Raw genomic sequence first — 21,679 nt, 5'->3', positions numbered from 1 at the left:
CTTGTTTTATTTTCAGCTCGCTTTAAAAAATAGAGAAAATCAAGGGCGTAAAATAAATTGTTACAAGTATACCATGAATTCGGATTTAGCCAATACTTTTGAGAAAATTCTCTAGAATTTTCATGAAAAACGAAAAAAAGACGGACATTTTGAAAGTAGAAAAGAATTTTTTTCTAATTCACAGCTGAAAAAAGGAATTCCAATGAATTTCGTTAAATTTACCAAAAGTAATTGCTACATTGATAGTTTCCCTTTAAAATAGAGAATATGCCTTGATACATAGAAAGTTGGAGATTGTGGACAAATGGAAAACAAAACACGACCAGCAGAATTGACAAATGAAGAACGGATGGCCCGTGGTTCTGCATGGATGACCATCGGCAACATCGGCTCGCGTTTATTGGGAGCGATTTATATTTTACCTTGGTATGCTTGGATGGGAGAAAATGCCAAAGCTGCCAACGCCCTGTTTAATATGGGCTACAATATCTACGCTTTGTTTTTAATGATCTCGACGGCCGGCATCCCGGCTGCGATTGCTAAACAGACCGCACATTATAATTCATTGAATGAGTACAGTACCAGCCGTAAATTATTTATTCGTGCGTTACAGGTGATGGGAATTTTCGGCATTATTTCTGCCGGTATCATGTATTTGCTGGCTCCTTTTTTAGCGGAGGCATCTGGTGGTGGCGCAGAGTTGGTGCCAACGATGCGTTCCTTGAGTGTCGCAATTTTGGTCTTTCCTTGTATGAGTGTCATTCGAGGGTATTTCCAAGGTTTTAAAGACATGCGGCCCTTTGCGATTTCACAAATCGTCGAACAAATTGCCCGTGTGGCGTATATGTTGTTGGCGACTTTCATCATCATGAAAACATTGAATGGGGAATATACTGAAGCGGTGACGCAATCAACTTTTGCTGCGTTTATCGGAGTACTGGCAAGTTTTGCCGTACTGGGTTATTTTCTCAAAAAAGAAAAAGTTCGTATGGATACGTTGGTGGAGTATAGCGGACAGGAAGCAACGATCCATACAAAAGAATTGCTGATCGAAACTGTAAAAGAAGCCATTCCGTTTATTATCATTGGTTCCGGAATCACATTGTTTAAATTAGTCGATCAATTTACTTTTATTCGCAGCATGCAACGATTTACTGAATATTCCAGTGACCAGTTGAAGGATCTTTTTTCAATTTTTAGTGCCAATCCAGATAAACTGACGATGGTGGTAATCGGTTTGGCAACGTCAATTTCTTCTACTGGGTTGCCCTTGATCACCGAAGCACGAACCGTGGGAGATCACCGGGGCCTGGCAAAACTAATCAGCAACAATCTGCAACTGTTCTCTTTCGTGATGTTGCCGGCTAGTTTTGGGATGATGCTGTTGGCCTATCCTTTAAATACGTTGTTTTATGAACCAGATGCTCTGGGCGCCAAAGTGTTGATTCAAGCCTGTATCGCTGGTTTATTCTTGGGCTTGTTCATGATGACTGCCAGCATGTTGCAAGGAATGTACGAAAATGGCGCAGCTATCAAATATTTTGCCTTGGGTTTATTGGTTAAACTAATTTTGCAATACCCAATGATTCGTTTATTTGAAGTATACGGACCGATGATCGCGACCATGTTTGGTTTTGGTTTGACCTGTTACTTGAATATGCGGAAAATGCACAAGATTTCCCGCTTTAATTTTACACTGACCTTTCGGCGAACCGTTCTCATTTTTCTGATGACACTGATAATGTTGGTTTTGGCTATTATCACTCGACAAATCAGTGATTTATTCTTAAATACCGAGAGCAAATTTCAATCCTTTATCATGGTCTTGCTGGTGGCTGGTGTCGGCGGCGGCAGTTACGTATATATGGCGCTGAAAATTCGTTTGGCAGATAAATTGCTGGGAGCAACAGCGAAGAAAATGCGAGGGAAATTACACATAAAATAGCACAATGGCGGTATTGACCTTGGTTGATGCCGCATTTTTAATGGAGGGAACGACCATGCGTTTGGATAAATTTTTAGCGGACATGCAGATTGGCAGCCGCAAAGAAGTCAAAAAATATATCAAAGGTCGATTGGTTCGGGTTAATGGACAAGTAGTCACCTCTGATAAAACCCAAGTGACTGAAGAAGATCAAATTTTGTTTGATGGACAACCGGTGATCTACCAGAAATATTTTTATTACTTACTCCATAAGCCTCAGGGAGTGGTTTCAGCTACGACAGATCGACGAGACCCGACTGTATTGTCTTTGTTGAAGGAGGATGCCCGGGAAGATTTGTTCCCGGTGGGACGTTTGGATAAGGACACGGAAGGCTTACTGTTGATTACCAATGATGGCGAGCTTGCCCATCGGCTTCTTTCGCCAAAAAAACATGTAGAAAAAGAATATTTCGCAAAAATCGACGGCATCATGACAAAAGAGGATGTGGCTGCTTTTGCGCAGGGAGTAACCATCGATGGTGGAGAAGAAACGATGCCGGCAGAGTTAACGCTTTTAACGCAGGATGAAACCACGCAAACCTCCGAGATCCGCTTGATTCTACATGAAGGCAAATTTCATCAAGTTAAACGGATGGTCAAAGCGGTTGGAAAGAAAGTGACCTATTTGAAACGTCTTCGAATGGGTAGTCTGGTCTTGGAGGATAGTTTGAAACTAGGGACATATCGACCATTGACGGCAGATGAAATTGCTCAGCTACAAGTAACCAATGAAGAAAAAAGCTTAAGAAATAATCAAACAACTTAAAAAATAGTTTGTTCTTTTGTAATATATCCTAGATTTTGAAACTTTTTCGTAATAAAAAGTGGTTTTGTTGCAATCTGATGAAGGGAGCGACAAGAAAACGTAACGGCATTGTTACCCATTTCATAAAAATCCATGCTAAATTATGCAAGGTAAAAAAAAATATGAAAAGGGGTCTTTTATTGAAAATCAGAAAGACAATCGCTTTAGCCGCATTAGTAATGAGCATGGGAATTTCTTCCACCGCTTTTGCTTCAGAAACCACTGATCAACTCGCAGCAACCCAAAAAACATTGACTGCTAGTCAAAAAACAGTTGCTGCTTTACAACAACAATTAAAAGAATTAGCTTCAGAAAAAACAGAGATTGCTGCAGAAAAAGCAACGGCAGAAACCACGGCAGAAAAAACTGCTGCAGAATTGAATGACCTGCAGGCAGAACTTCAAGAAGTCACGACGGCTGAAAAAGAAAAACAAGCGCTTATGGAATCTATGGTGTACCATCCCGCTGTCCAATCGTCGACCGTCAACTATTCCTCACGAGTGATGGATGTCTACCGTGAATTGAATGAACTGACTGAAAAGAAAAAAACGGTCACTGCAGAACAATCCGATGTACATATTTCCTTCGCTACACTACAAGGAAAAATCGCCGCTTTCACTGATCAAACCACAGAGTTGGAGAATCAAGAGGCAGAAATAAACGCCCAGATTCAAACAACCAACGAAACGATCAAGAAACAGCAAACGGCGGTAACGAAATTGCAAAAAGCTCAAAAAGCAGAAGAAGAAAAAGCTAAGACTGCTGCTACCGGCTTTGCTTCGCCGTTAGCAACGAAACTATCTGTCAGCAGTGGTTTTGGCGGTAGAGAAGATCCTACAGGCGCTTCCGGCACTCAACATGATGGAATCGACTTTACCGGCTCTTACGGTCAAAATGTGATGGCAGCACGAGATGGTGTGGTGGAAATGGCAGGCACTGATCCTAGCGCCGGCAATTATGTGATCATCAAACATGATAACGGCTACTATTCTTATTACATGCATTTAAGTAAAATCAATGCGACAGTTGGTCAAAGTATCAAAGTTGGGCAATCCGTAGGTCAAATGGGCTCTACCGGAAATTCAACCGGTGTTCATTTGCATTTTGGTTTAAGCACATCTGTCTGGAGCGGTTTTGTTGATCCTTCTTCCTTTTTAGGACTTTGATGGAATACAGAAGAAACTAGTCAAAAAGCGTTGTTTAGGAATTTTCCTGAACAACGCTTTTTTTTCGAAATCTTCCTTCACCACAATCCCGGTTCAGCGGTGATCTGCAAGTGTTCCTTAGTAAAAGGATGAGTCAAAAACAGCTCATACGCATGCAGCTGCAGCCGCTCATCAGCTTTTCCATAGAGAGGATCACCGAGAATCGGATGACCGATACTTTTTAAATGGATGCGGATTTGATGAGTGCGCCCAGTTTCTAGCACACAAAAAATTCGACTTTGTTTTGCTGTTGCCTGCTGGCTTGAAACATGGGTGATAGCTGTTTGACCATTACGTTCGTCGATGACTCGCTTGCGGCGATCATGACGGTCCCGCCCGATTTTTTTGGTAATCGTCAAATCATGGTCGATTTTTCCTGAAACAACGGCTTGATAGCGGCGGTAGATTTTTTTTTGCTCCAACAGCCGACCGAGAATTGGCAAAACTAGCGGATTTTTTGCAAAAAGAATGGCACCGCTGGTCTCTTTGTCTAAACGATGAACCACATAAGGTCGCTGTTCTTTATCAGCCAAATAGGCAGCCAAATCATTGAGCAATGTTCCGGTTTCTTGCGGCTGATTCGGATGGGTCTTGAGACCGGCCCCTTTGTTGACGACAATCAGATGTTCGTCTTCGTACAAAACATGGATTGCTTTTTTGTCCCCTAATACAACCTCTTGGTAGCTGTAATCTTCTTCAGCTAATTCTACGGTTATCCGATCTCCTGCTTGTAACATCTGTTGAAAAGTTGCAACGTCTCCATTAACCCAAACGGTTTTACGTACTCGTAAGAAATGGCGGACCTTGCGGGGAACCAGCCATTCGGTTTCCAGTAGTTGGCGCAAAGTTTGTTCTTCCTGATCTTTTGGTAAAATTATCTCGTATCTCATGTCTATCTCCTTGTTGTTTTCCAGATTAGTATAGCATTTTTTAAAGATATTTAAGAAAAAAACAACTTTTTCCCGAGAATTAAATGATATGATTACTAGCATATGGGTGAAAATCGGCAGACACTCCGACTTAGGTCGCATTTCAGGAAGAAGTCGCTGTGATACACTCAAGACAAACGAAACAAGGAGTCTAACTTAATGGATTTTCAGAAAATACTAGCAAAATTCAAAGCAGGGCTGGCAGCGTTCTGGCGCTGGTTCAAACCTTATCTGGTTCAGTTCCATCATTGGCGCAAGCGCATATGGAAAAAATACCATGTCAATAAAGTCATTATTTTGTTGGGACTTGTCGTGGTTTTGGTCACAAGTGTGTATTTGTTTTATTTAGCCAAGCAGGTCAACGTGGATCGTTTAGAATCAGATTTGAAGGAATCCACGATTGTGTATGACAAAGACGGCGATGAAGCCGGAAAGCTTTATGCACAAAAAGGAACCTACATTGATTTGGAGCAGATTTCACCTTTTATTCAGGATGCCGTTATCTCTACCGAGGACCGTAATTTTTATCAGCATCATGGCTTTGACATCAAGGGAATTGCTCGGGCAGCAGTACGGACGGTTATCAACCGCAATACGTCAGGTGGTGGGGGAAGTACCATCACGCAACAGTTGGCAAAAAATGCTTATCTGACTTTGGATCAAACCTTCAGCCGAAAAGCCAAAGAATTGTTTTTAGCCATTGAAATTGAAAAAAAATACAGTAAAGAAGATATTTTGGCGATGTACTTAAACAACTCTTATTTCGGTAATGGGGTTTGGGGTGTGCAGGATGCCGCAAGAAAATATTTCGGAGTAAATGCCAATGAAGTTACTTTGGGAGAAGCAGCAACCCTTGTAGGTATGCTAAAGGGTCCTTCCATCTACAATCCTATTGAATATCCGGAAAATGCCAACAAACGGCGGGATACAGTGCTGGCAGTCATGAAGGAAAACGAAAAAATTACGGCAGCCCAAGAACAAGAGGCTTCCGCAGTGGATATTGCAGAATTTGTCAATGATACCTATTCACAATCAGAATCCGGCTACAAGTATCCTTATTATTTCGATGCGATTATTGATGAAGCAGTGGAAAAATATGATATTAATGAAACAGATATTATGAATAAAGGCTATAAAATCTACACAGCGCTGGATCAAAATTATCAAGCGCAAATGGAAGCAACTTATAAGGATGATTCTGTTTTTCCAGCAAATGCAGCAGATGGGGCGATGGTTCAATCTGGTTCGGTAGCCTTAGATCCTAACTCTGGCGGTGTTCGGGCACTAGTAGGACGCCGAGGAGAACATGTTTTTCGGGGCTTTAATTTTGCAACACAAATGAAACGTTCACCAGGTTCGACAATCAAACCATTGAGCGTATTTGCACCGGCTTTAGAAGCGGGCTACAAACCCGACAGCATTTTAAAAGATGAAGCGTTGTCTTTTTATGATGTGAACAATTATGATGGTACGTATTCTGGGGAAGTTCCAATGTACCAAGCCGTTGCTTGGAGCTTGAATGCACCGGCGGTTTGGCTGCTGCACGAAATCGGAATGGAAAAAGGCTACAACAAGGCAGCGGAATTTGGCTTGACTCTTTCTGAAAAAGATAAATACTGGGGCGGAGTGGCTTTGGGTGGATTGGAAAAAGGAGAATCTCCGCTAACAATGGCTAGTGCATACGGTGCATTTGCCAATGACGGGAAACGGTACGATCCGCATCTGATCACGAAAATTGTGGATTCCCAAGGTACAGTGATTGTAGATAATAGCGATCCGAAAGCCGAACAAGTTGTTTCAAAAGAAACTGCAAAAGAAATGACCAGTATGTTGTTGGGGACTTTTTCAAACGGGACCGCAATGCAGGCACAGCCTTATGGATATACTGTGGCGGGAAAAACAGGAACCACAGAAACCAATTTTGATTCCTCCAAGGCAAACGATCAATGGATTGTCGGATACACGCCGGATGTAGTCATTTCCACTTGGTTAGGGTATGAAAAAACCAGTAAAGATCATTATTTAAGTGGAACTAGTGGAGATGTTGTAGGACAGGTTTTTCGTTCCATGGCACAAAATATTTTACCTTACACAGCAGAAAGCAGCTTTACGGTCGCCGATGCTTATCAAACCGGCGGCAAAGTTGTAGCGGCTGACGAAGTGGATTCTGACGAAGAAAGTGATTGGGATAAATCAGTGGATGATTTCACTGAAAAAGCCAAAAATGGTCTGGTAGAATTTGGTGGCCGGGTCAAAGAAGGAGCCAAAGATCTTTTCAAGGGAATCTGGGGAAAAATTTCTGGTAACTAGACGCTTTATGTTACAATAGAGAAAATAAGATAAAGCGAGGGACAAGCATGGCAAATATTTATGATACAGCAAACCAATTAGAAAAAGAAATTCGTGAATCTGAACATTTTGGCGAACTAAGAGCTTCTTTTGACCGTTTGAAAGAAAATGAAGAAGCCTTTGCACTATTTAAAGAATTTCAAACCCTGCAACAAGAATTACAAACGAAAATGATGGCAGGAGAAGAAGTGTCAGAAGAAGACGCCCAAAGAGCGCAAGCAATGGCAGAACGTGTACAAAAAGAAGAATTGATCAATCAATTGATGCAAAAAGAACAAGCCTTCAGTACCGTGGTCAATGATTTGAATCGGATTATCATGGGTCCTGTTCGGGAATTATACGGCAACTAAGCAATTTAGAAGAAAAATATCCGAGGTGCATTTCCTATTTTGGGAATGTACCTTTTCTTTTTTTAAAATGCGAACAAGTTTTCGTATTTTGCTGACGAATAGCCGTAAAAATGGTATGATATTGAAAAAGAAATACGGGAGGAAACGTGCGTGGTACGCTTTATTCATGCGGCAGATTTACATATGGACCGAGCATTTGAAGGCTTGGCAAATCTTTCAAAACAGGCGGTCAAAGCTTTTACAAAACTTAATCAGCAAGTGCTGACGAATTTAGTGTCGGCAGCGTTAGCCAATGAAGTGGATTTTCTGCTGCTGGCAGGGGATACCTTCCATCAGAATAAGCCTTCACTTAAAACCCAGCATTTCTTTTTTGAGGAGATGCAGCGTTTGGCAGAAGCGCAAATTCCGGTGTACATGATTTTTGGCAACCACGATTATTATGATCCGCAAAGGTATTGGTTTGAGTTTCCCCAAAATGTCACGTTATTCACTAGCGAAACAGTCACCACCTTCAAAGGAAAAACGAAAGCCGGAGAAACATACGCCATCAGCGGTTTTAGCTATACTCAACCGTGGATTAAAGCGGCAAAAGCTACCGAGTTTCCCAATCGTAGTGAGGTAGATGTTCATATCGGTCTGTATCACGGGGACAGCCAAGGGGAACGTTATGCCCCGTTTCTGTTAAGCCAAATGAAGGCGAAAAATTATGATTACTGGGCATTGGGTCATATCCATGTTCCCACTGTATTGAATGAACAACCACCGATTGTATATCCGGGAACCACACAGGGGCATACAAAAAAGGAAACGACAACCGGTAGTCAATTGGTAGAGATTACCGCAGGCAAAAGCCGTCGACAAATGGTGCAGGTCGCTGAAATAAGCTGGCAGCAAGTGGCTATTCCGATTGAGACGAATCATCCGCAAGCGGTGCTGCAACAGCTTATTGCGCAGTTGCAACCCATTGATTATCAAGCCCTTCTTTCCCTCAGACTGACGACTAAGTCAGCCAAGGGGAATTTTCTAACAGAAAATCAGCTTCTCGAACTGATGGATTACATGAATGAGCTTTTTGCCAGACGCAACCAGTTGACTTGGGTCTATGAGATTCAGCAGCAGGAAGAAAAAAATCGGCTGACGTTGCCGGCAAGTACGGAGCTGGTAACTGCTTTACTTACGAATTATCAAGAAACAACCACCTTTGAAATGATTCACGAAGAATTATTGACCCATCAACTGGCGGCAACGGTGTTGAATCCTGCTCAGTATCAGGAAGAGATTTTGACTGCTGTTGCAAAAGAACTGAAAGACGATTTTTATTGGGAGGAAAGTAAATGAAACTGTTGCGGGCAGAAATCACCGGCTTTGGCAAATACCGGCAGGCAACGTTTGATTTTGTTTCCGGTAATCAATTATTTTTTGGGGCCAATGAAGCGGGAAAATCTACTTTATATCAATTTATTCAAGCTATGCTTTTCGGTTTTCCAACAAAACGCGGCAATAAGAAAGATTATACTCCAAAAGACGGTGCAAGTTTTGGTGGGAAATTATGGCTCTCCTTTCCTGAAGGTGAGGTCTGTGTTGAACGCTACAAGCAGATCAATCGTGGACGAGCAAAGGTGACACTAGGAGAACAGACCGGAGATGACCGTCTGTTAGCTTCCTTGATTGCTCCTTTGAATCAGCAATTATTCCAAGAAGTATTTACCTTTCAACAGGAGCAGTTGTCTCAACTGGAAAAACTTCAAGAAAGAGAACTGCATGATGCCTTGATTTCTTTAGGCATTTCCGGAAGCAAACAGCTTTTAGAAAAACGGCAGGAATACCTGAATGATGCCCAAAAATTATTTAAACACAAAGGGCAAAAACTACCGTTGAATCAAAAATTGGCGGAATGGCAGGAATTGCGGCAAAAAATTCACGAAAAAGAGCAACAGGAATCAGACGTACAAAATTATTACGGCGCATTAGCAACCGCGGCTAAACAGCAAACAGCTCTTGAAGAAAAAATCGAGAAGACCGAAGAACAATTAACTGCATTAAAGCAGCAGCAATTGTATTGGTCTCAGTATGAAGAGCTGCAACGTTTGAAAAAGAAATTGCGCCCCGGAGCTCCGGTTGACGAAAAAGCATTGGCAACTTTTTACCAAACCTATCAGCAATTAAATCAGCAAATAATCGAGACACAAGCGGCCTTAGACAAAGCACTTTCACAAACGCAAAATTCTGATCGGTACACCTTTTATCTCACCAATGAAGGAAAGATCACGGCTCTGCTTCAAGAAAAAGTCGCGGCCGCACGTCTGACAGATGAGTTTCAACAAAAACTGCAACAGCAAAGCCAAGCCATTGAGCGATTGGATGAATGGGAGCGGACATATCCGTGGGACCCAAGTCATTTGCCGGTACCATTGACCGCGTCTTTTTTTGAAAAGGTAAAAGAAAGCGAACAGCTGGAGCGGCAAATTCAAGAGCTGATACTGAAAAAAGAATGGTTGGCAGAAGAAAAGCCAACTGTTCAAACCAAACCTGCTATGGCGCAGTCTGTTTGGGGGTGGGGTTGTGCAGCGGTCGCAGGATTACTTTTTATCAGCAGCTTTTTTATCGGCAATCAACTCCTTTTGATTCTGCTAGCTGTTTTGTTCGCTGGAGTGGGCTTGTTCTTTTTCAGAAAGCAACCCTCTGCGGATGAGCAAACAGTCAAAAAGGAGAAGTCAGAGCAGCTTTTTTTGATTCAAGAAAAAATCACAGCACTTAAAACGCAACAGGGGACACTTCTTCAAGCAATCGAAGAAAGTGTACCCGACTATCGTCAGTGGTCAGAGGAGCAAAAGAGTGGCTTAGTTTGGTACCAACAAGACGTGACGGGGTATTTAGAAACCACTAAAGCCTTGGAAGAAATTGATCAACAACTGGCATCTCTTGATCAAAATTATCAAGGAATGCTGGGGCGTTTTCACTTTCTTGAAGATTGGCTGCCCTTGGCAAAGGGGGATATTCTTCAGCGGATGGCACAGCTTCAACAATTTGCTGATGAGATGAATGAACTGAAGTTACAGCAGACGCATCAATCCAGCGTTTTATTGACTCGACAGCTAGAGGAGAAGAAGGAACAGCAAAGTCAGTTGATTGCTAAAAATCAGCCCTTGCTTACTCAGGCAGGAATCAATCAGCCCTCCGAGATTCCATGGTGGTTGGAACGCATGCGGGAACAGGCAAAAGCTTGGCAAAGAAAAAAAGAATTGGAAGAACTTTTGCGTAAAGTATATCCAGAAGAACTTTCGGCTGAAGAATTGGACGGGCGTTTCACTCAGCTAAGTCAGCAGCTAAACGAAGGGCGCCATCACTTGCGCAGTGCTTCTCAGGAAAGTCAGCGATTGCAACTGATTATTCAACAATTGCAAGTGGATGGGACGTTGGATGAATTGTATCAAGAAAGCAGTAAGTTGACTGCTGAAATCCAATCCTTGGCTCTTTCATGGGGGATTAAAAAACAAGTTGCAGCTTTTTTGAGTGATTTAACAACAGAGCTTTCAGAGCAGCAGCTACCCCAGTTATTAGCAAAAGCTAGTCATTATTTTTCTCTATTGACCAATAATCGGTACCAACAAATAACCATCTCATCTGGAAACTTGGCAGTGAAAAATACTACTAGCGGGCAACCTTTGTCTATCTATGAATTATCGACAGGAACCAAGGATCAAGTAATCATGGCGGTTCGTTTCGGCTATTTGGCACTGCAACAAAATCATCCCCTTTGTCCGGTAATGATCGATGATGGCTGGCTGCACTATGACAGTCAACGAAAACGACAATTTGCACAGCTTTTAAAGGAATTTTCAAAAAAATATCAAGTGATCTGTTTGTCTTCTGATGCAGAAATGGTAAGCTTGTATCAGGAATACCAGCAACCAGTGATGGAAATGAGGGAAAGAAAATGAAGAAAATCAAAGAATTAACAGTCGATGAAGAATTTCAGGCCTTTGTTTTGATCAAAAATGCCGACGTTCGTCTCGCAAAAAATGGGAAAAAATTTATTGCCTTTACCTTTCAGGATACTTCTGGGACGATTGATGGCAAATTTTGGGATGCATCTGAAGAGGAAATCACTCGTTTTGAACCGGGGAAAGTTGTCGCTCTCCAAGGTAAACGAGAATTATATAATGGCAATCCACAGGTGAAAATCATACATCTGCGTTTGGCAAAACCAGAAGAACCCAATGAGCCTTCACAATTCATGGAGCGGGCGCCATTAAAAAAAGAAGCAATGGAAGAAGAAATCAATCAAACCCTGTTTGAGATCACCAATCCCCATTGGAACCGAATCGTGCGCTTCTTATTGAACAAATATCAAAAAGAATTTTTTGAATTTCCAGCGGCAAAACGCAATCACCATGCCTTTGCCAGCGGTTTGGCTTATCATACGGTTTCGATGCTGCGACTAGGTAAAGCAATTGTGAAAGAATACCCGGAATTGAACGCATCGTTATTGTATGCCGGAATTATTGTGCATGATTTAGGAAAGGTCATCGAACTATCGGGGCCGATGTCCACAGAATACACGTTGGTGGGAAACCTTGTGGGACATTTAGTTTTGGTGGATGAAGAAATCACTAAGGCATGCATCGCGTTGAAATTTGATGAACAGGAAGAAGACATCGTGATTTTACGTCACATGGTATTGGCACACCACGGCTTGTTAGAATATGGTTCTCCCGTTCGTCCACGGATTATGGAAGCGGAGATTCTTCATCAAATCGACTTGTTGGATGCATCGATGCAGATGATGCTGACGTCTGTTCGGCAAACGACACCCGGAGAATATACCGATCGAATCTTTGGAATGGATAACCGCAGTTTTTATGTACCAAAGGATGTTTAAGAAATAAGAAAATCAACTGGTGGCTCTCAGGAGTCCAGCAGTTGATTTTTTTTGTGCCAAATGAAAAAGTACAACCCGATCAGCAGGAAGAAAACACTCAAAGCAATCAGGCCTACTCGCCGTTGTTGATGCAAATCAATTTCACGAAAGACAAAAGTTCCGTGGATTTTTCTGACGGAATAGGTTTTGTTAATTTTCGTCGTCGTTGTACCAGTTATATTTAGCGTCAGCTGATACGTTCCATCGGTCAACTCAGGATTTTCAACAGCGATTTGAAACGGGCAAAAAGGAGCACCAGAAATCGCTTGTGTGTGGGAGATTTTTTGATTTGTTCCGATTTTTTTTAAAGATACCTGCAATTGATTCTGACTTGCAAGAGATTGACTGGCATTTTTCAAGGAAAGCAATAATTGATTACTTTCTTGCTGTACCTTGGTCAACTGCCAGCTGGGTTCTGGTGCTTTGCCCACCGTAACCTTTAAGCCTAAAATATATGCAAATTTATTGCTGATTCCGGCAGAAGAATCTGAGGAAGATTGCTCCTTGATTTGAAAGGCAGCAAGATAGGTTCCATTTGTGGCATTTTTGGGAATCGTTAAAGTGAAAACTGCAAAATTGGTTTCTTTCGCTGCGAGCTCAATGGATTGTTTTGAACTCACCCATGAAGACAAAGCAGATTTACTGTCAGACAAGGTTTTTTGATAGGTGATTGCACCTTGATTATCGGTTTCGCCGTCTACTGGGGTCAGCAGGATTTTTTTTGCTTGTGAAGATTGATTTTTCAGCTTTATTGTCAGTTCCTGAGTAGAACCTTGATCTACGGCGAGGTCAAAATAGGACGCTGTACTCACTTGATTTTCTGGCAAAACTGCCGAGACACCAAAATCAGCACCTTCCGCAAAAGCTGTCTGGGGAAAAAGAAACAATAAAAATAAAAATGGGACAATTCTTTTTATAATGACAAGCACTTCCTTTCCCGTGTCACTTAGTTATTATACGGAGGAATGACCAGAAAATCTAGGAATGAATGCGGTCTTTCTTTTATTCGGTGGGATTAATGTAAAAAAATAATCTATTTCTCGTTATTTTATAATCAACTTTAATTAAAAGAGAAAAGGGACAGCAAAAAACTTTTATGAAAGCTCTTAAGAAAAAATTAACCTATAAAAAATCATTTAGTTATTTTAATCAAATAATCTAAAATTTTTTTTGAAAATTGAATGTGCATTGACACATCACCAAAAAAAATAAATTTCCTTCATTTTTGATAAAATATGCGTTGATATTTAATATGAAAGCGGCTATAATCACCTACGAAAAGGGATAAGGAGGGATTCGAATCAGAAAAGATCGAAAACTTTTTTTACTGTTATCTCTCTTATTCTTTATTCTTGTTTTACAACCGAAACTAGTTTGGGCAGATGTGCCAAATTTAACTGTTACACCATTGACTTTGGATCAGCAGAATATCAGCGGAAAAATTCAACTTCGTGCAAACAGTAAAAAGCACAAGTTGAGTTTTTCTGTCACCAACTTTTCAACACAGCCAATGCAGGTGCAGATTAGCGGTGCATCGGCTGCTACGAATGAGGAAGGTAAACTGTTTTACCAAATGGGCGGTCATACAGCCTTTGGGACAGCACCTTTTTTGACAGAGGAACTCATTCCTACGCACTCTCTAAATTTGCCGGCAAGTGGAAGCCAAACAATTGATCTGGATTTGACAATGCCTACAACCGATTTTTCTGGACAGGTAATGGGCGCCGTCGCCATTTCTGTGAAGGAGGAGACAACTTTTGTTCCGCTGATTTTTCAAGGAAGCGTGATGACGGAAAAACAGCCCATCGAATTGTCAGGTGTGACGGGCAGCGTTGTGTCGGATATGCCGGCAATCAGCGTTGAAATCGGCAATCCCAACACTGCTTTGTTGAGTCCTGTTTCAATGGATTTGACGCTGACTCATAAGCAATTCTTCGGTTTGAGAAAAACAACGTATCTTTTGCGGCAACAAGCAATCAGTTTTGCACCGAATCAAGTAATGACGCCAATAATCAGTTTGCAGGGAAAACCGCTCTTAGCGGGAAGCTATCGTGTGACTGGAACAATGACAGTTGATGGTAAGGTTCAAACGATTGACCAAAGCCTAATACTCGACAAAAAAACTGCTGAAAAAATCAATCAGCAAGCTGGTAATGTCCAGCGGGATTATGTTGGTTGGCTATTACTCGCAGTCGCCGTGCTGCTTTTGTTGATTGGACTCGTTCTTTACTCGCTCAAGAAACAAACAACCAAAAATAAAAAAAGAACTTTAGGGGGAAATTAAAATGAAAAAAATTTTTGCAGCAATTACCGTATCAGGATTGGCTTTGTTGACATTCGCTAGTGGGGGAACAGCCATTGGCTTATGAAAATCCAAATGGACCAGGAACAGCAAACGGAACCGATTCTGATAAAAATCCGATTGTTAACAATATCTCAGCAGGAACTGCTGGGGAAGGGTTTGTGTCTGACGATACTTCTTCCGCAACAGCTAAATCAACTGCTGAATTTACGGTTGAAGATGGTTTTCTTACTTTAGATGCTGTTCCAGATTTGAATTTTGGAAAAACGGAACGTGAAGTTTTGAAAACAGATAAGGTTTTGCATCTAGATACTGAAAATCCTTTTGCTGTTTCTAAAGCAAGCACTTATGATGCTTATGATGGGACAACTAGCTCAGAAAAGGGTAAAATTGTTGTGAGCGATTATCGAACAACGCATGCTGGATGGACATTAACTGCTAAACTAGGAAAATTCACTGGTTCAAATGATTCTTCTATCACGTCTGCAACTTTAAACTTAGTTTTGTCAACTACTAGTGCTTCAATTGCTGCTGGTGAAGATTATACTACAGTGATTGCTGACAAAGTTGAAAGCGATAGTGCTAAAGAATACTCAGTAGCTTCTGGAGAAAGTGGAACAAGTTTAACTTTAGGGGCGGGGTCAAAATTAGAAAAAGGCACATACTATGCTGAACTAAACTGGCAATTAGTTAACTCAATCGCTACTCCCGATGCTGGCATCGAAAAATAAAATCTAATCAAAAAATCGCACCACGAATTTAATAGGACAGGGCTATCCCTGACAACAAATGAAATGGAGGTTCCTGATGCATAAACGACTGAAATTCATCCTGTTGGGGATGGCTCTTCTTATTTTCTCCTTTTTTCCTATGAAAGCATCCGCTGCCACTGGGGCAGGCTTTACGATAGAAGGTGTTTTCCCAGAAAATCAACAAGCAGATTCGACATTTTTTGATTTACTGGTGAAACCAGACACCCAACAAGACGTAACAATGAATATTATTTCTGAAAGTGACAAAGATATTAAAGTAAAAATCTCGCCAAATCCGTCTTTCACCAATCAATTAGGGGTGATTGATTACAGTCAGGCAGATTTTCCTAAAGATAGTTCAGCGAAATATACAATTCCTGAATTATTCAGCAAACCTCAGACAATCACCTTAAAGGCGGGGGAAACCAAGCCGGTAACTTTCCAACTAAAGGTACCAAAAGAAAAATTTGAGGGGATGATTTTAGGTGCCTTTTTTGCCGAGCAGGAGGCTGACGAAGAGGAAGAAAAACAAACGGGCATTACCAATCGCTATCAGCTTTCTTTCGGTATTGCTTTGCGAGAGAGCTTAGATTATATAACTCCTGAATTAAAATTGAACCAAGTAAAACCTGCCGTTTATCAAAGCTTACCCGCTGTTTTTGCCAATTTGCAAAATATCAAAGGGCAGGCGTTCGGGAACATGAGCGTGGATGCGAAGATTTACAAGTCTGGCAGCAAAGAAGTCTTCATGGAAGCAAAAGCCGATAAGCAGGAAATGGCACCAAATTCCAATTATGATTTTCCTATCAGTTGGGGAAAAAATAATTTGGAAGCCGGTGACTATCATCTTTCGCTGGTGGCAAAATCAGGAAAGAAAACTTGGAAATTTGAAAAGGATTTTTCAATTGTTTCCTCGGATGCCAACGAAATCAATAAAGAAGCAAGTGCTTTGCCAGAGCCAAATTATTTATGGTTGTATATTTTGATTGCTGTGCTGCTGTTGATTTTACTATTATTGTTGGCCTTTTTATTGGGAAGAAGAAAACGGAAAGAGGAAGAAAAAGAGGATTCGCAAACTAATCAAGGTGATTAAAAATGAAAAAAAGCGGATTTTATTTTTTACTGGTTGCTCTTTTAGCATTGGGACAAGTTTTGTTTCTTGTACCGGACATTGCCAAAGCAACGTCAAAAACCTCAACAGCAGAATTTACTGTTGTTCCTACAAGAAACGGTGACGGGCTTTCTTTACCAGAAAGTCCGTCACAAACCTATGTAAGTACCCAGAAAACAAAAGCGAAAAAATTACCAAAAACGGCAGAAGCGAAAACTTTTTTAGAGGTAGTTATTGGTAGCGAATGTTTGCTTTTAGCAGGAATTATCTTATACTTTGAAAGAAACCGGAGACACGAATCAGCTACAAGGAAGGAAAGTGAATTTTTGTGAAAAATAAAAAAATTGTTGCCTTTATGGCACTCTTTCTGCTGATTTCATCGAGTGTCAATGGAGTTTCAGCGTTTGGTGAAGAAACGACGACTGCGACAAGCACAACAGAAGCAACGAGTAGCACAAAAGAGGAGACTTCAGAGGGAACAACTGGTGAGACTTCTTCCACGGAACAAGTAATGCAAACAAGCACTTCTGAGTCGAAATCAGCCACACCAACTGTCGAATCAACCACTGCTTCCCCAAAAGAACAAGATAGTACCCCACAAAAAAGCGCGCGGATACTTGCAGATACTCCGGCCGTCGTCAATGATCCAACCGATTTAACGCTTTTTCAGGAAAAATTATTGGAAAAATATCCTCTAGGAATTGCGACCGATTTTACCGTTTTTGCTGCTGGAGGGTTAACATTTGGAACTTCTGGAAAAAACTACGATGGAACATTTGGTGGAAAAACAATCAACATGGAGACAAAATGGGGCGGTACTTATTTTCAAGATGCTGTTCCTGATAATGATGATTATCCGATTACTTATGCAGACACGTTGAGTGAAAACAATGAAGAAAAAATAGTTAATAAAAAAGTAACCTTGCTGGGAGAAAGTGTATTGGCAAGCAATGCCGCCAATACAATAGGGGTTTTGGACGACAGCAATAATTTTCATGCCAGTGGTGACAAGCATCGTTATTATTATTTGATAGAAAACAAATTGGATGGGGTAAATCGTCTGTTTGATCAAGTCAACGCAACCGATACCGCAGAGCAAGCCACACCGGTAAAATTATCAAACATAGCTGATTTTAAAGATAATTTTGGTACGTTATCCGCCACAGAAAGTTACTTTGATCAAGCGAAATTACAGTTAGCTACAGTAAGTAATTATTATAGTAACTTGACAAGCAAAACAGTCCTTGTCAAAAATGAAGCAGTAACAGATGAGGCTAAGCTAGTCAAAAAAGATGGTGGCTGGACGGGGGCTAATTCATTAAGGTTGGATATTCCGTTAAGCAAAGATGCGTTAGATACTACAGGAACGGTGGTAGTTAATCTTGATTATAACGAGTACAAAAATTATTATCATCATCTTACTATCAATATTGAATTACCAGAAGGAGAGGATCCCCAAAATTATGTGACTGATTCTGGAGAAGATTCCAGTGTAGCCAATAAAAATTTACCCTTCGTTATATTTAACTGGGAAAATTGGAAAACCTTTGAATGGTCTGACAGCTACGGTGCAGAATTGACATTTACAATAAATGGCGAATCGGCTGATGCTGTGAGTGAAAATGATGGTCCTTTTTATCAAACTATGGGTAGTCATATTCTGCACAATTATCCTGATATTCCTAGTGGCACAACAGCTTCTATTTCTGGTAGGTCGGGCTCTTCCAATCCTTTTGCCGGCACGATTCTTGTTCCTTACGGTAATATTAATTTTCCAAGCTCGAATTCCGGTACAAGTTTCTGGGGAGGCTTGATTTCGGGTGGAGATATAAGGCTTGATACGACGATTACAAAAGCAAAGGCTTTTGGGAGTTTTTTTGACTCTGAAAATCTGCCTGATACGACGGAACTTCTTAATGGGTTGAAATTTACGGAAAAAACAGTTTATGCAAATATTGGAGAGACACCCAAAGCAACTCTGAAAGTAACTGGTCCAGGGAAGGCTTATACCATTGATTTTAAACTTGAAAACTTAAGTGATGAGACGATGATAAAGGAGTGGTCACAAACTTTTGAATCTATTCTTGGTGGGGCATTACCTAAGAACGTTGGATTTCCAGAAAATCTTTCTTTAACAAAGGGAAAGTATCAGCTTACTGCAACGATCAATAGTTGGATTGACAAAACGACTGGAAAAGAAATTACTTCTAGTCCACAGATAATCGCTGATTCTATGGAAATCGTGGTACAAGACAGTGGGTTTCTGACCTTGGATGCTGTCCCAAATTTAGTTTTTGGAGAAAAATATGAGGAAATCTCCAGTAAAGACAAAGTTAAAATATTGAATTCTGGTGAATTAACAAAGAAGGCTTTTGGTCAACGAACAGAACCAGATAGCTACTTAAAACTTTCTCTTACGGATTCAGTCATTTCGAATTATGAAAAGGAAGCCTATGATGGAAATTCCAAAGGGTTGATTCGAGTGACAGATACGCGTCCGGATGGAGATTATTCTTTGAAAGTATCTCTTGGCAGCTTTAAAAACATGGATGATAAAAAGATAATTACCTCCGATGTACCGGTCGTTCTAGAGTTGACTATCATAAATAATGGTGGTGTTTCACCTTATACAAATACGATTAGAGTTTTAGGGAATAATTATCAGCTAGGTACGAATGAAGGATTCAATTTTTTTGGAGAAAACCTAACTGAGACCTCTCGGAAATTTGCAATCAAAAATCCAATAGAACTAAGCAACAAAGAAATTGAGGCAACGGTTACTGACAACTCCGCCCTCTACATCGGCGGCTCTTCCCTAGAAGCCGGCACCTACCAAGCTACCTTAACTTGGAGCTTATCCAATGCACCAAGCTAAAAGATAATTTTGGTAAGAAATAAGTAGGTCCCTCAAAATTCAAACTACAAAAAAGCTCCCATTGATTTGATAGAATTCAAATCGATGGGAGCTTTTAAATTGGCTTATTCAGAATCAGCAGTTGAACTTTCAGTTGTGGATTCTGCTGCTGAGCTATCTGCTGTAGAAGAGGCTGCGCTGCTTTCTTCTGTGCTTTCAGCAGTTGAGCTGCTTGTATCTGCTGCGTCAATATAAGAAGACAAGATATCTTTGAAGGAATCATCTTTGATTTTCACATTTGCATCTTTCAAGGTTTGACCGATGATTTTTGAAGTAAAGGCAGAATCGCTTAGTTTTGTTTGTTCTGCGATTTCTTTGATTTCATCTTTATAAGGTTCCATGTCGTTGCCTTTGTCTTTGTTTTTCACCATTTTCACTACATAATAGCTGGTTTGGTAAGTAGTAGCATCTGTAGCAGTGATCACGTCAGAAACTTCGCCATCCTTTAATTCAAAAGCTGCTGTTTTGACTTCAGCTGGTGGTGTTGTTGATTGTGAATCGAATTTGATGGTGCCACCGTCTTCACTGGTTGCAGTGTCCGTAGAATTTTCTTTTGCCAATTTCGCAAAGTCGGCATCTTTTTCTTTCGCTTTTTCTAAAACGTCTTTGGCTTCATCTTCACTGGCTAAAGCGATGATTTGTGCTTCAACTTCTGGATGGAAAGATTCCCAAGCTGCTTTTTTGTCAGCATCTGTCAATTTGATATTCGCTTTTAAGCCAGCTTCCAACACAAGATTTTGACGCAAGTATTCTTTAAATGTCTTTGTGGTATAGCCTGCAGCTTCTAATTGTTGTTCGAAAGCGTCGCCCATACTGTCTTTTTGTTTGTTGTATTCTTTGTCAACCGCTTTATCACTTACTTTGTCGCCATATTTATCATCAAAGGCTTTGTAAATGATCATATTACGTACAAGGTTTTGGTTTGCAGATTCATTTTTCGCTTCCTCATAAAAATCTGCTACCGTGATTTTGCTGCCCTTCATTGAAGCAATTTCTTCGTTGCCTTTACTTGAACATGCGGCTAAAGCAAAAACGCTCATCGCGCCAACAGCAGCCAATAGTATTTTTTTCTTCATTCGTTTAGCACTCCTGTAATCTACTTAAATTTTTCACAAGTATAACTATAACACACTCTAATTTGAAGTGGTAGAATTCCAATGATGTTTCCGAGAAAATTCACACTTTCATCACTTTTTATCGCCTGATTCAGATGGTTCCGACAGGGTTTCTGTGAATTGGGTGACATGACCATTCAGCTTGGCTACCTGCTGTTGAATCTGCTTGATTCGCGGTTCAGCTTGGAATTTGTATGCTTCGATATCTTTTTGCAGCGCATTTTGTAAAACCGGTAAAGTTTCCATTGCCGTTCGTTTGGTTTCAACTACAGCCCGTTGGAAATGTTGCAGGCTTTCGTTTAATTCAAGAGTGGAATCGGTGGCTTCTTCCAATTCTTTTGCCAGCTTTTTGCGGGTTTCATTCCCGCTGCGGGGAGCCAACAGTAAACCACCTACTGCGCCGACAGAAGAGCCGAATAAAAGTCCTTTAATAAAATTTTTCAGCATTTATTTCACCTGCTTTTTGATTTTTTCGGCAATAGCCGTCATTTCTTCCGGTGTGTATTGATCCATGTGATTGCCAAAATGCATCGAGAAATCATCTTCTTTGCTGTAACGGGGAATCAAATGAAAGTGGGAATGGAAAACCGACTGATAGGCCAGTTCCTTGTTGTTGTTGACAATGTTCATTCCTTTGATTTCCGGAAAGGCTTTTTCAATTGCTTTGGCGATTTTGGGAATACGGCTAAAAACCTCTGCTGCCAAGGGTTCATCATAGTCAAAAATATCTGTCACGTGTTTTTTTGGAACGACCAACGTATGGCCTTCCGTTACTTGGGAAAGGTCCAAAAAGGCATACACTTTGTCGTCTTCATATACTTTGTAGCTGGGAATTTCTTGATTGATTATTTTACAAAAAATACAGTCTGTCATAGGAAGTCATCCTTTCAAAATTTTTCCTTAGCCCTACTTTACCATAACTTTTAAGGATTGTAAGAAAAC

18 protein-coding genes are annotated in these 21,679 nt (G+C 40.8%); 13 read left to right on the top strand and 5 right to left on the bottom strand.

Translation table 11 applies throughout. The annotated features are described in order from the left end of the window. The first annotated feature begins 304 nt into the window (after positions 1–304). From FFM66_RS07835 to FFM66_RS07825, 3 genes are all read left to right on the top strand, one after another. Positions 305–1,945, top strand: a complete 1,641-nt coding sequence (locus FFM66_RS07835; RefSeq protein WP_137605540.1) for a putative polysaccharide biosynthesis protein — start codon at positions 305–307, stop codon at positions 1,943–1,945. Positions 1,946–2,000: 55 nt separating this feature from the next. Beyond that, positions 2,001–2,750 carry a pseudouridine synthase gene (locus tag FFM66_RS07830; protein ID WP_048603735.1) on the top strand — a complete coding sequence of 250 codons (750 nt, stop codon included), beginning with the start codon at positions 2,001–2,003 and terminating at the stop codon, positions 2,748–2,750. Positions 2,751–2,929: 179 nt separating this feature from the next. Then, entirely contained in the window at positions 2,930–3,955 is a 1,026-nt protein-coding gene (locus FFM66_RS07825; protein WP_053082150.1) for a M23 family metallopeptidase, read from the top strand. A 77-nt stretch (positions 3,956–4,032) separates the two neighbouring features. On the opposite strand, the gene FFM66_RS07820 is transcribed toward FFM66_RS07825, so the two are convergent. Beyond that, the gene (locus tag FFM66_RS07820) at positions 4,033–4,884 is read right to left on the bottom strand and encodes an RluA family pseudouridine synthase (RefSeq protein WP_048603736.1); all 852 of its coding nucleotides are present in this window, start codon (positions 4,882–4,884) and stop codon (positions 4,033–4,035) included. Positions 4,885–5,082: 198 nt separating this feature from the next. Here FFM66_RS07820 and FFM66_RS07815 point away from each other — a divergent pair, with 198 nt between their 5' ends. From FFM66_RS07815 to FFM66_RS07795, 5 genes are all read left to right on the top strand, one after another. Further along, positions 5,083–7,233 (top strand): PBP1A family penicillin-binding protein, encoded by a 2,151-nt coding sequence (locus FFM66_RS07815; protein ID WP_137605538.1) that lies wholly within the window; start codon positions 5,083–5,085, stop codon positions 7,231–7,233. Positions 7,234–7,280: 47 nt separating this feature from the next. Next, positions 7,281–7,622 carry a YlbF/YmcA family competence regulator gene (locus tag FFM66_RS07810; protein ID WP_048603738.1) on the top strand — a complete coding sequence of 114 codons (342 nt, stop codon included), beginning with the start codon at positions 7,281–7,283 and terminating at the stop codon, positions 7,620–7,622. A gap of 150 nt (positions 7,623–7,772) precedes the next feature. Beyond that, positions 7,773–8,960, top strand: coding sequence for a metallophosphoesterase family protein (locus FFM66_RS07805; protein ID WP_246038430.1), 1,188 nt, complete (start codon positions 7,773–7,775; stop codon positions 8,958–8,960). Then, positions 8,957–11,563 (top strand): ATP-binding protein, encoded by a 2,607-nt coding sequence (locus FFM66_RS07800; protein WP_137605537.1) that lies wholly within the window; start codon positions 8,957–8,959, stop codon positions 11,561–11,563. The genes FFM66_RS07805 and FFM66_RS07800 overlap by 4 nt, the downstream gene beginning before the upstream one ends. Continuing rightward, entirely contained in the window at positions 11,560–12,504 is a 945-nt protein-coding gene (locus FFM66_RS07795) for a 3'-5' exoribonuclease YhaM family protein (RefSeq protein WP_137605536.1), read from the top strand. Before FFM66_RS07800 ends, FFM66_RS07795 begins: the two co-directional genes overlap by 4 nt. A 26-nt stretch (positions 12,505–12,530) precedes the next feature. On the opposite strand, the gene FFM66_RS07790 is transcribed toward FFM66_RS07795, so the two are convergent. Then, a complete protein-coding gene (locus FFM66_RS07790; protein ID WP_137605535.1) occupies positions 12,531–13,472 on the bottom strand; it encodes a WxL protein peptidoglycan domain-containing protein in 942 nt (313 codons plus the stop codon). 455 nt (positions 13,473–13,927) lie between these two features. Between FFM66_RS07790 and FFM66_RS07785 the strand changes: the two genes are divergently transcribed. From FFM66_RS07785 to FFM66_RS07765, 5 genes are all read left to right on the top strand, one after another. Then, entirely contained in the window at positions 13,928–14,827 is a 900-nt protein-coding gene (locus FFM66_RS07785) for a WxL protein host-binding domain-containing protein (RefSeq protein WP_137605534.1), read from the top strand. Between the two features lie 74 nt (positions 14,828–14,901). Beyond that, positions 14,902–15,576, top strand: coding sequence for a WxL domain-containing protein (locus FFM66_RS07780; protein ID WP_171000822.1), 675 nt, complete (start codon positions 14,902–14,904; stop codon positions 15,574–15,576). A 76-nt stretch (positions 15,577–15,652) separates the two neighbouring features. Continuing rightward, positions 15,653–16,690, top strand: coding sequence for a WxLIP family cell surface protein (locus FFM66_RS07775; RefSeq protein ID WP_171000821.1), 1,038 nt, complete (start codon positions 15,653–15,655; stop codon positions 16,688–16,690). 2 nt (positions 16,691–16,692) lie between these two features. Next, complete coding sequence (locus tag FFM66_RS07770; protein WP_137605531.1) at positions 16,693–17,040, top strand: hypothetical protein; 348 nt, start codon at positions 16,693–16,695, stop codon at positions 17,038–17,040. Beyond that, complete coding sequence (locus FFM66_RS07765) at positions 17,037–19,583, top strand: WxL domain-containing protein (RefSeq protein WP_137605530.1); 2,547 nt, start codon at positions 17,037–17,039, stop codon at positions 19,581–19,583. Before FFM66_RS07770 ends, FFM66_RS07765 begins: the two co-directional genes overlap by 4 nt. Before the next feature lie 104 nt (positions 19,584–19,687). Here FFM66_RS07765 and FFM66_RS07760 read toward each other — a convergent pair whose 3' ends face one another. The 3 genes from FFM66_RS07760 to FFM66_RS07750 form a co-directional block, all read right to left on the bottom strand. After that, positions 19,688–20,698 carry a peptidylprolyl isomerase gene (locus FFM66_RS07760; protein ID WP_048603747.1) on the bottom strand — a complete coding sequence of 337 codons (1,011 nt, stop codon included), beginning with the start codon at positions 20,696–20,698 and terminating at the stop codon, positions 19,688–19,690. Positions 20,699–20,809: 111 nt separating this feature from the next. Then, positions 20,810–21,184, bottom strand: coding sequence for a YtxH domain-containing protein (locus FFM66_RS07755; protein WP_048603748.1), 375 nt, complete (start codon positions 21,182–21,184; stop codon positions 20,810–20,812). Continuing rightward, entirely contained in the window at positions 21,185–21,610 is a 426-nt protein-coding gene (locus tag FFM66_RS07750; RefSeq protein ID WP_137605529.1) for an HIT family protein, read from the bottom strand. Positions 21,611–21,679: the final 69 nt, after the last annotated feature.

Origin of the sequence: Enterococcus songbeiensis, assembly GCF_005405265.1 — a bacterium.
In the GTDB taxonomy this organism is placed as follows: Bacteria; Bacillota; Bacilli; order Lactobacillales; family Enterococcaceae; genus Enterococcus_C; species Enterococcus_C songbeiensis.
The sequence above is the reverse complement of the archived record's forward strand: the minus strand, read 5'-3'. Positions and strand labels throughout refer to the sequence as shown.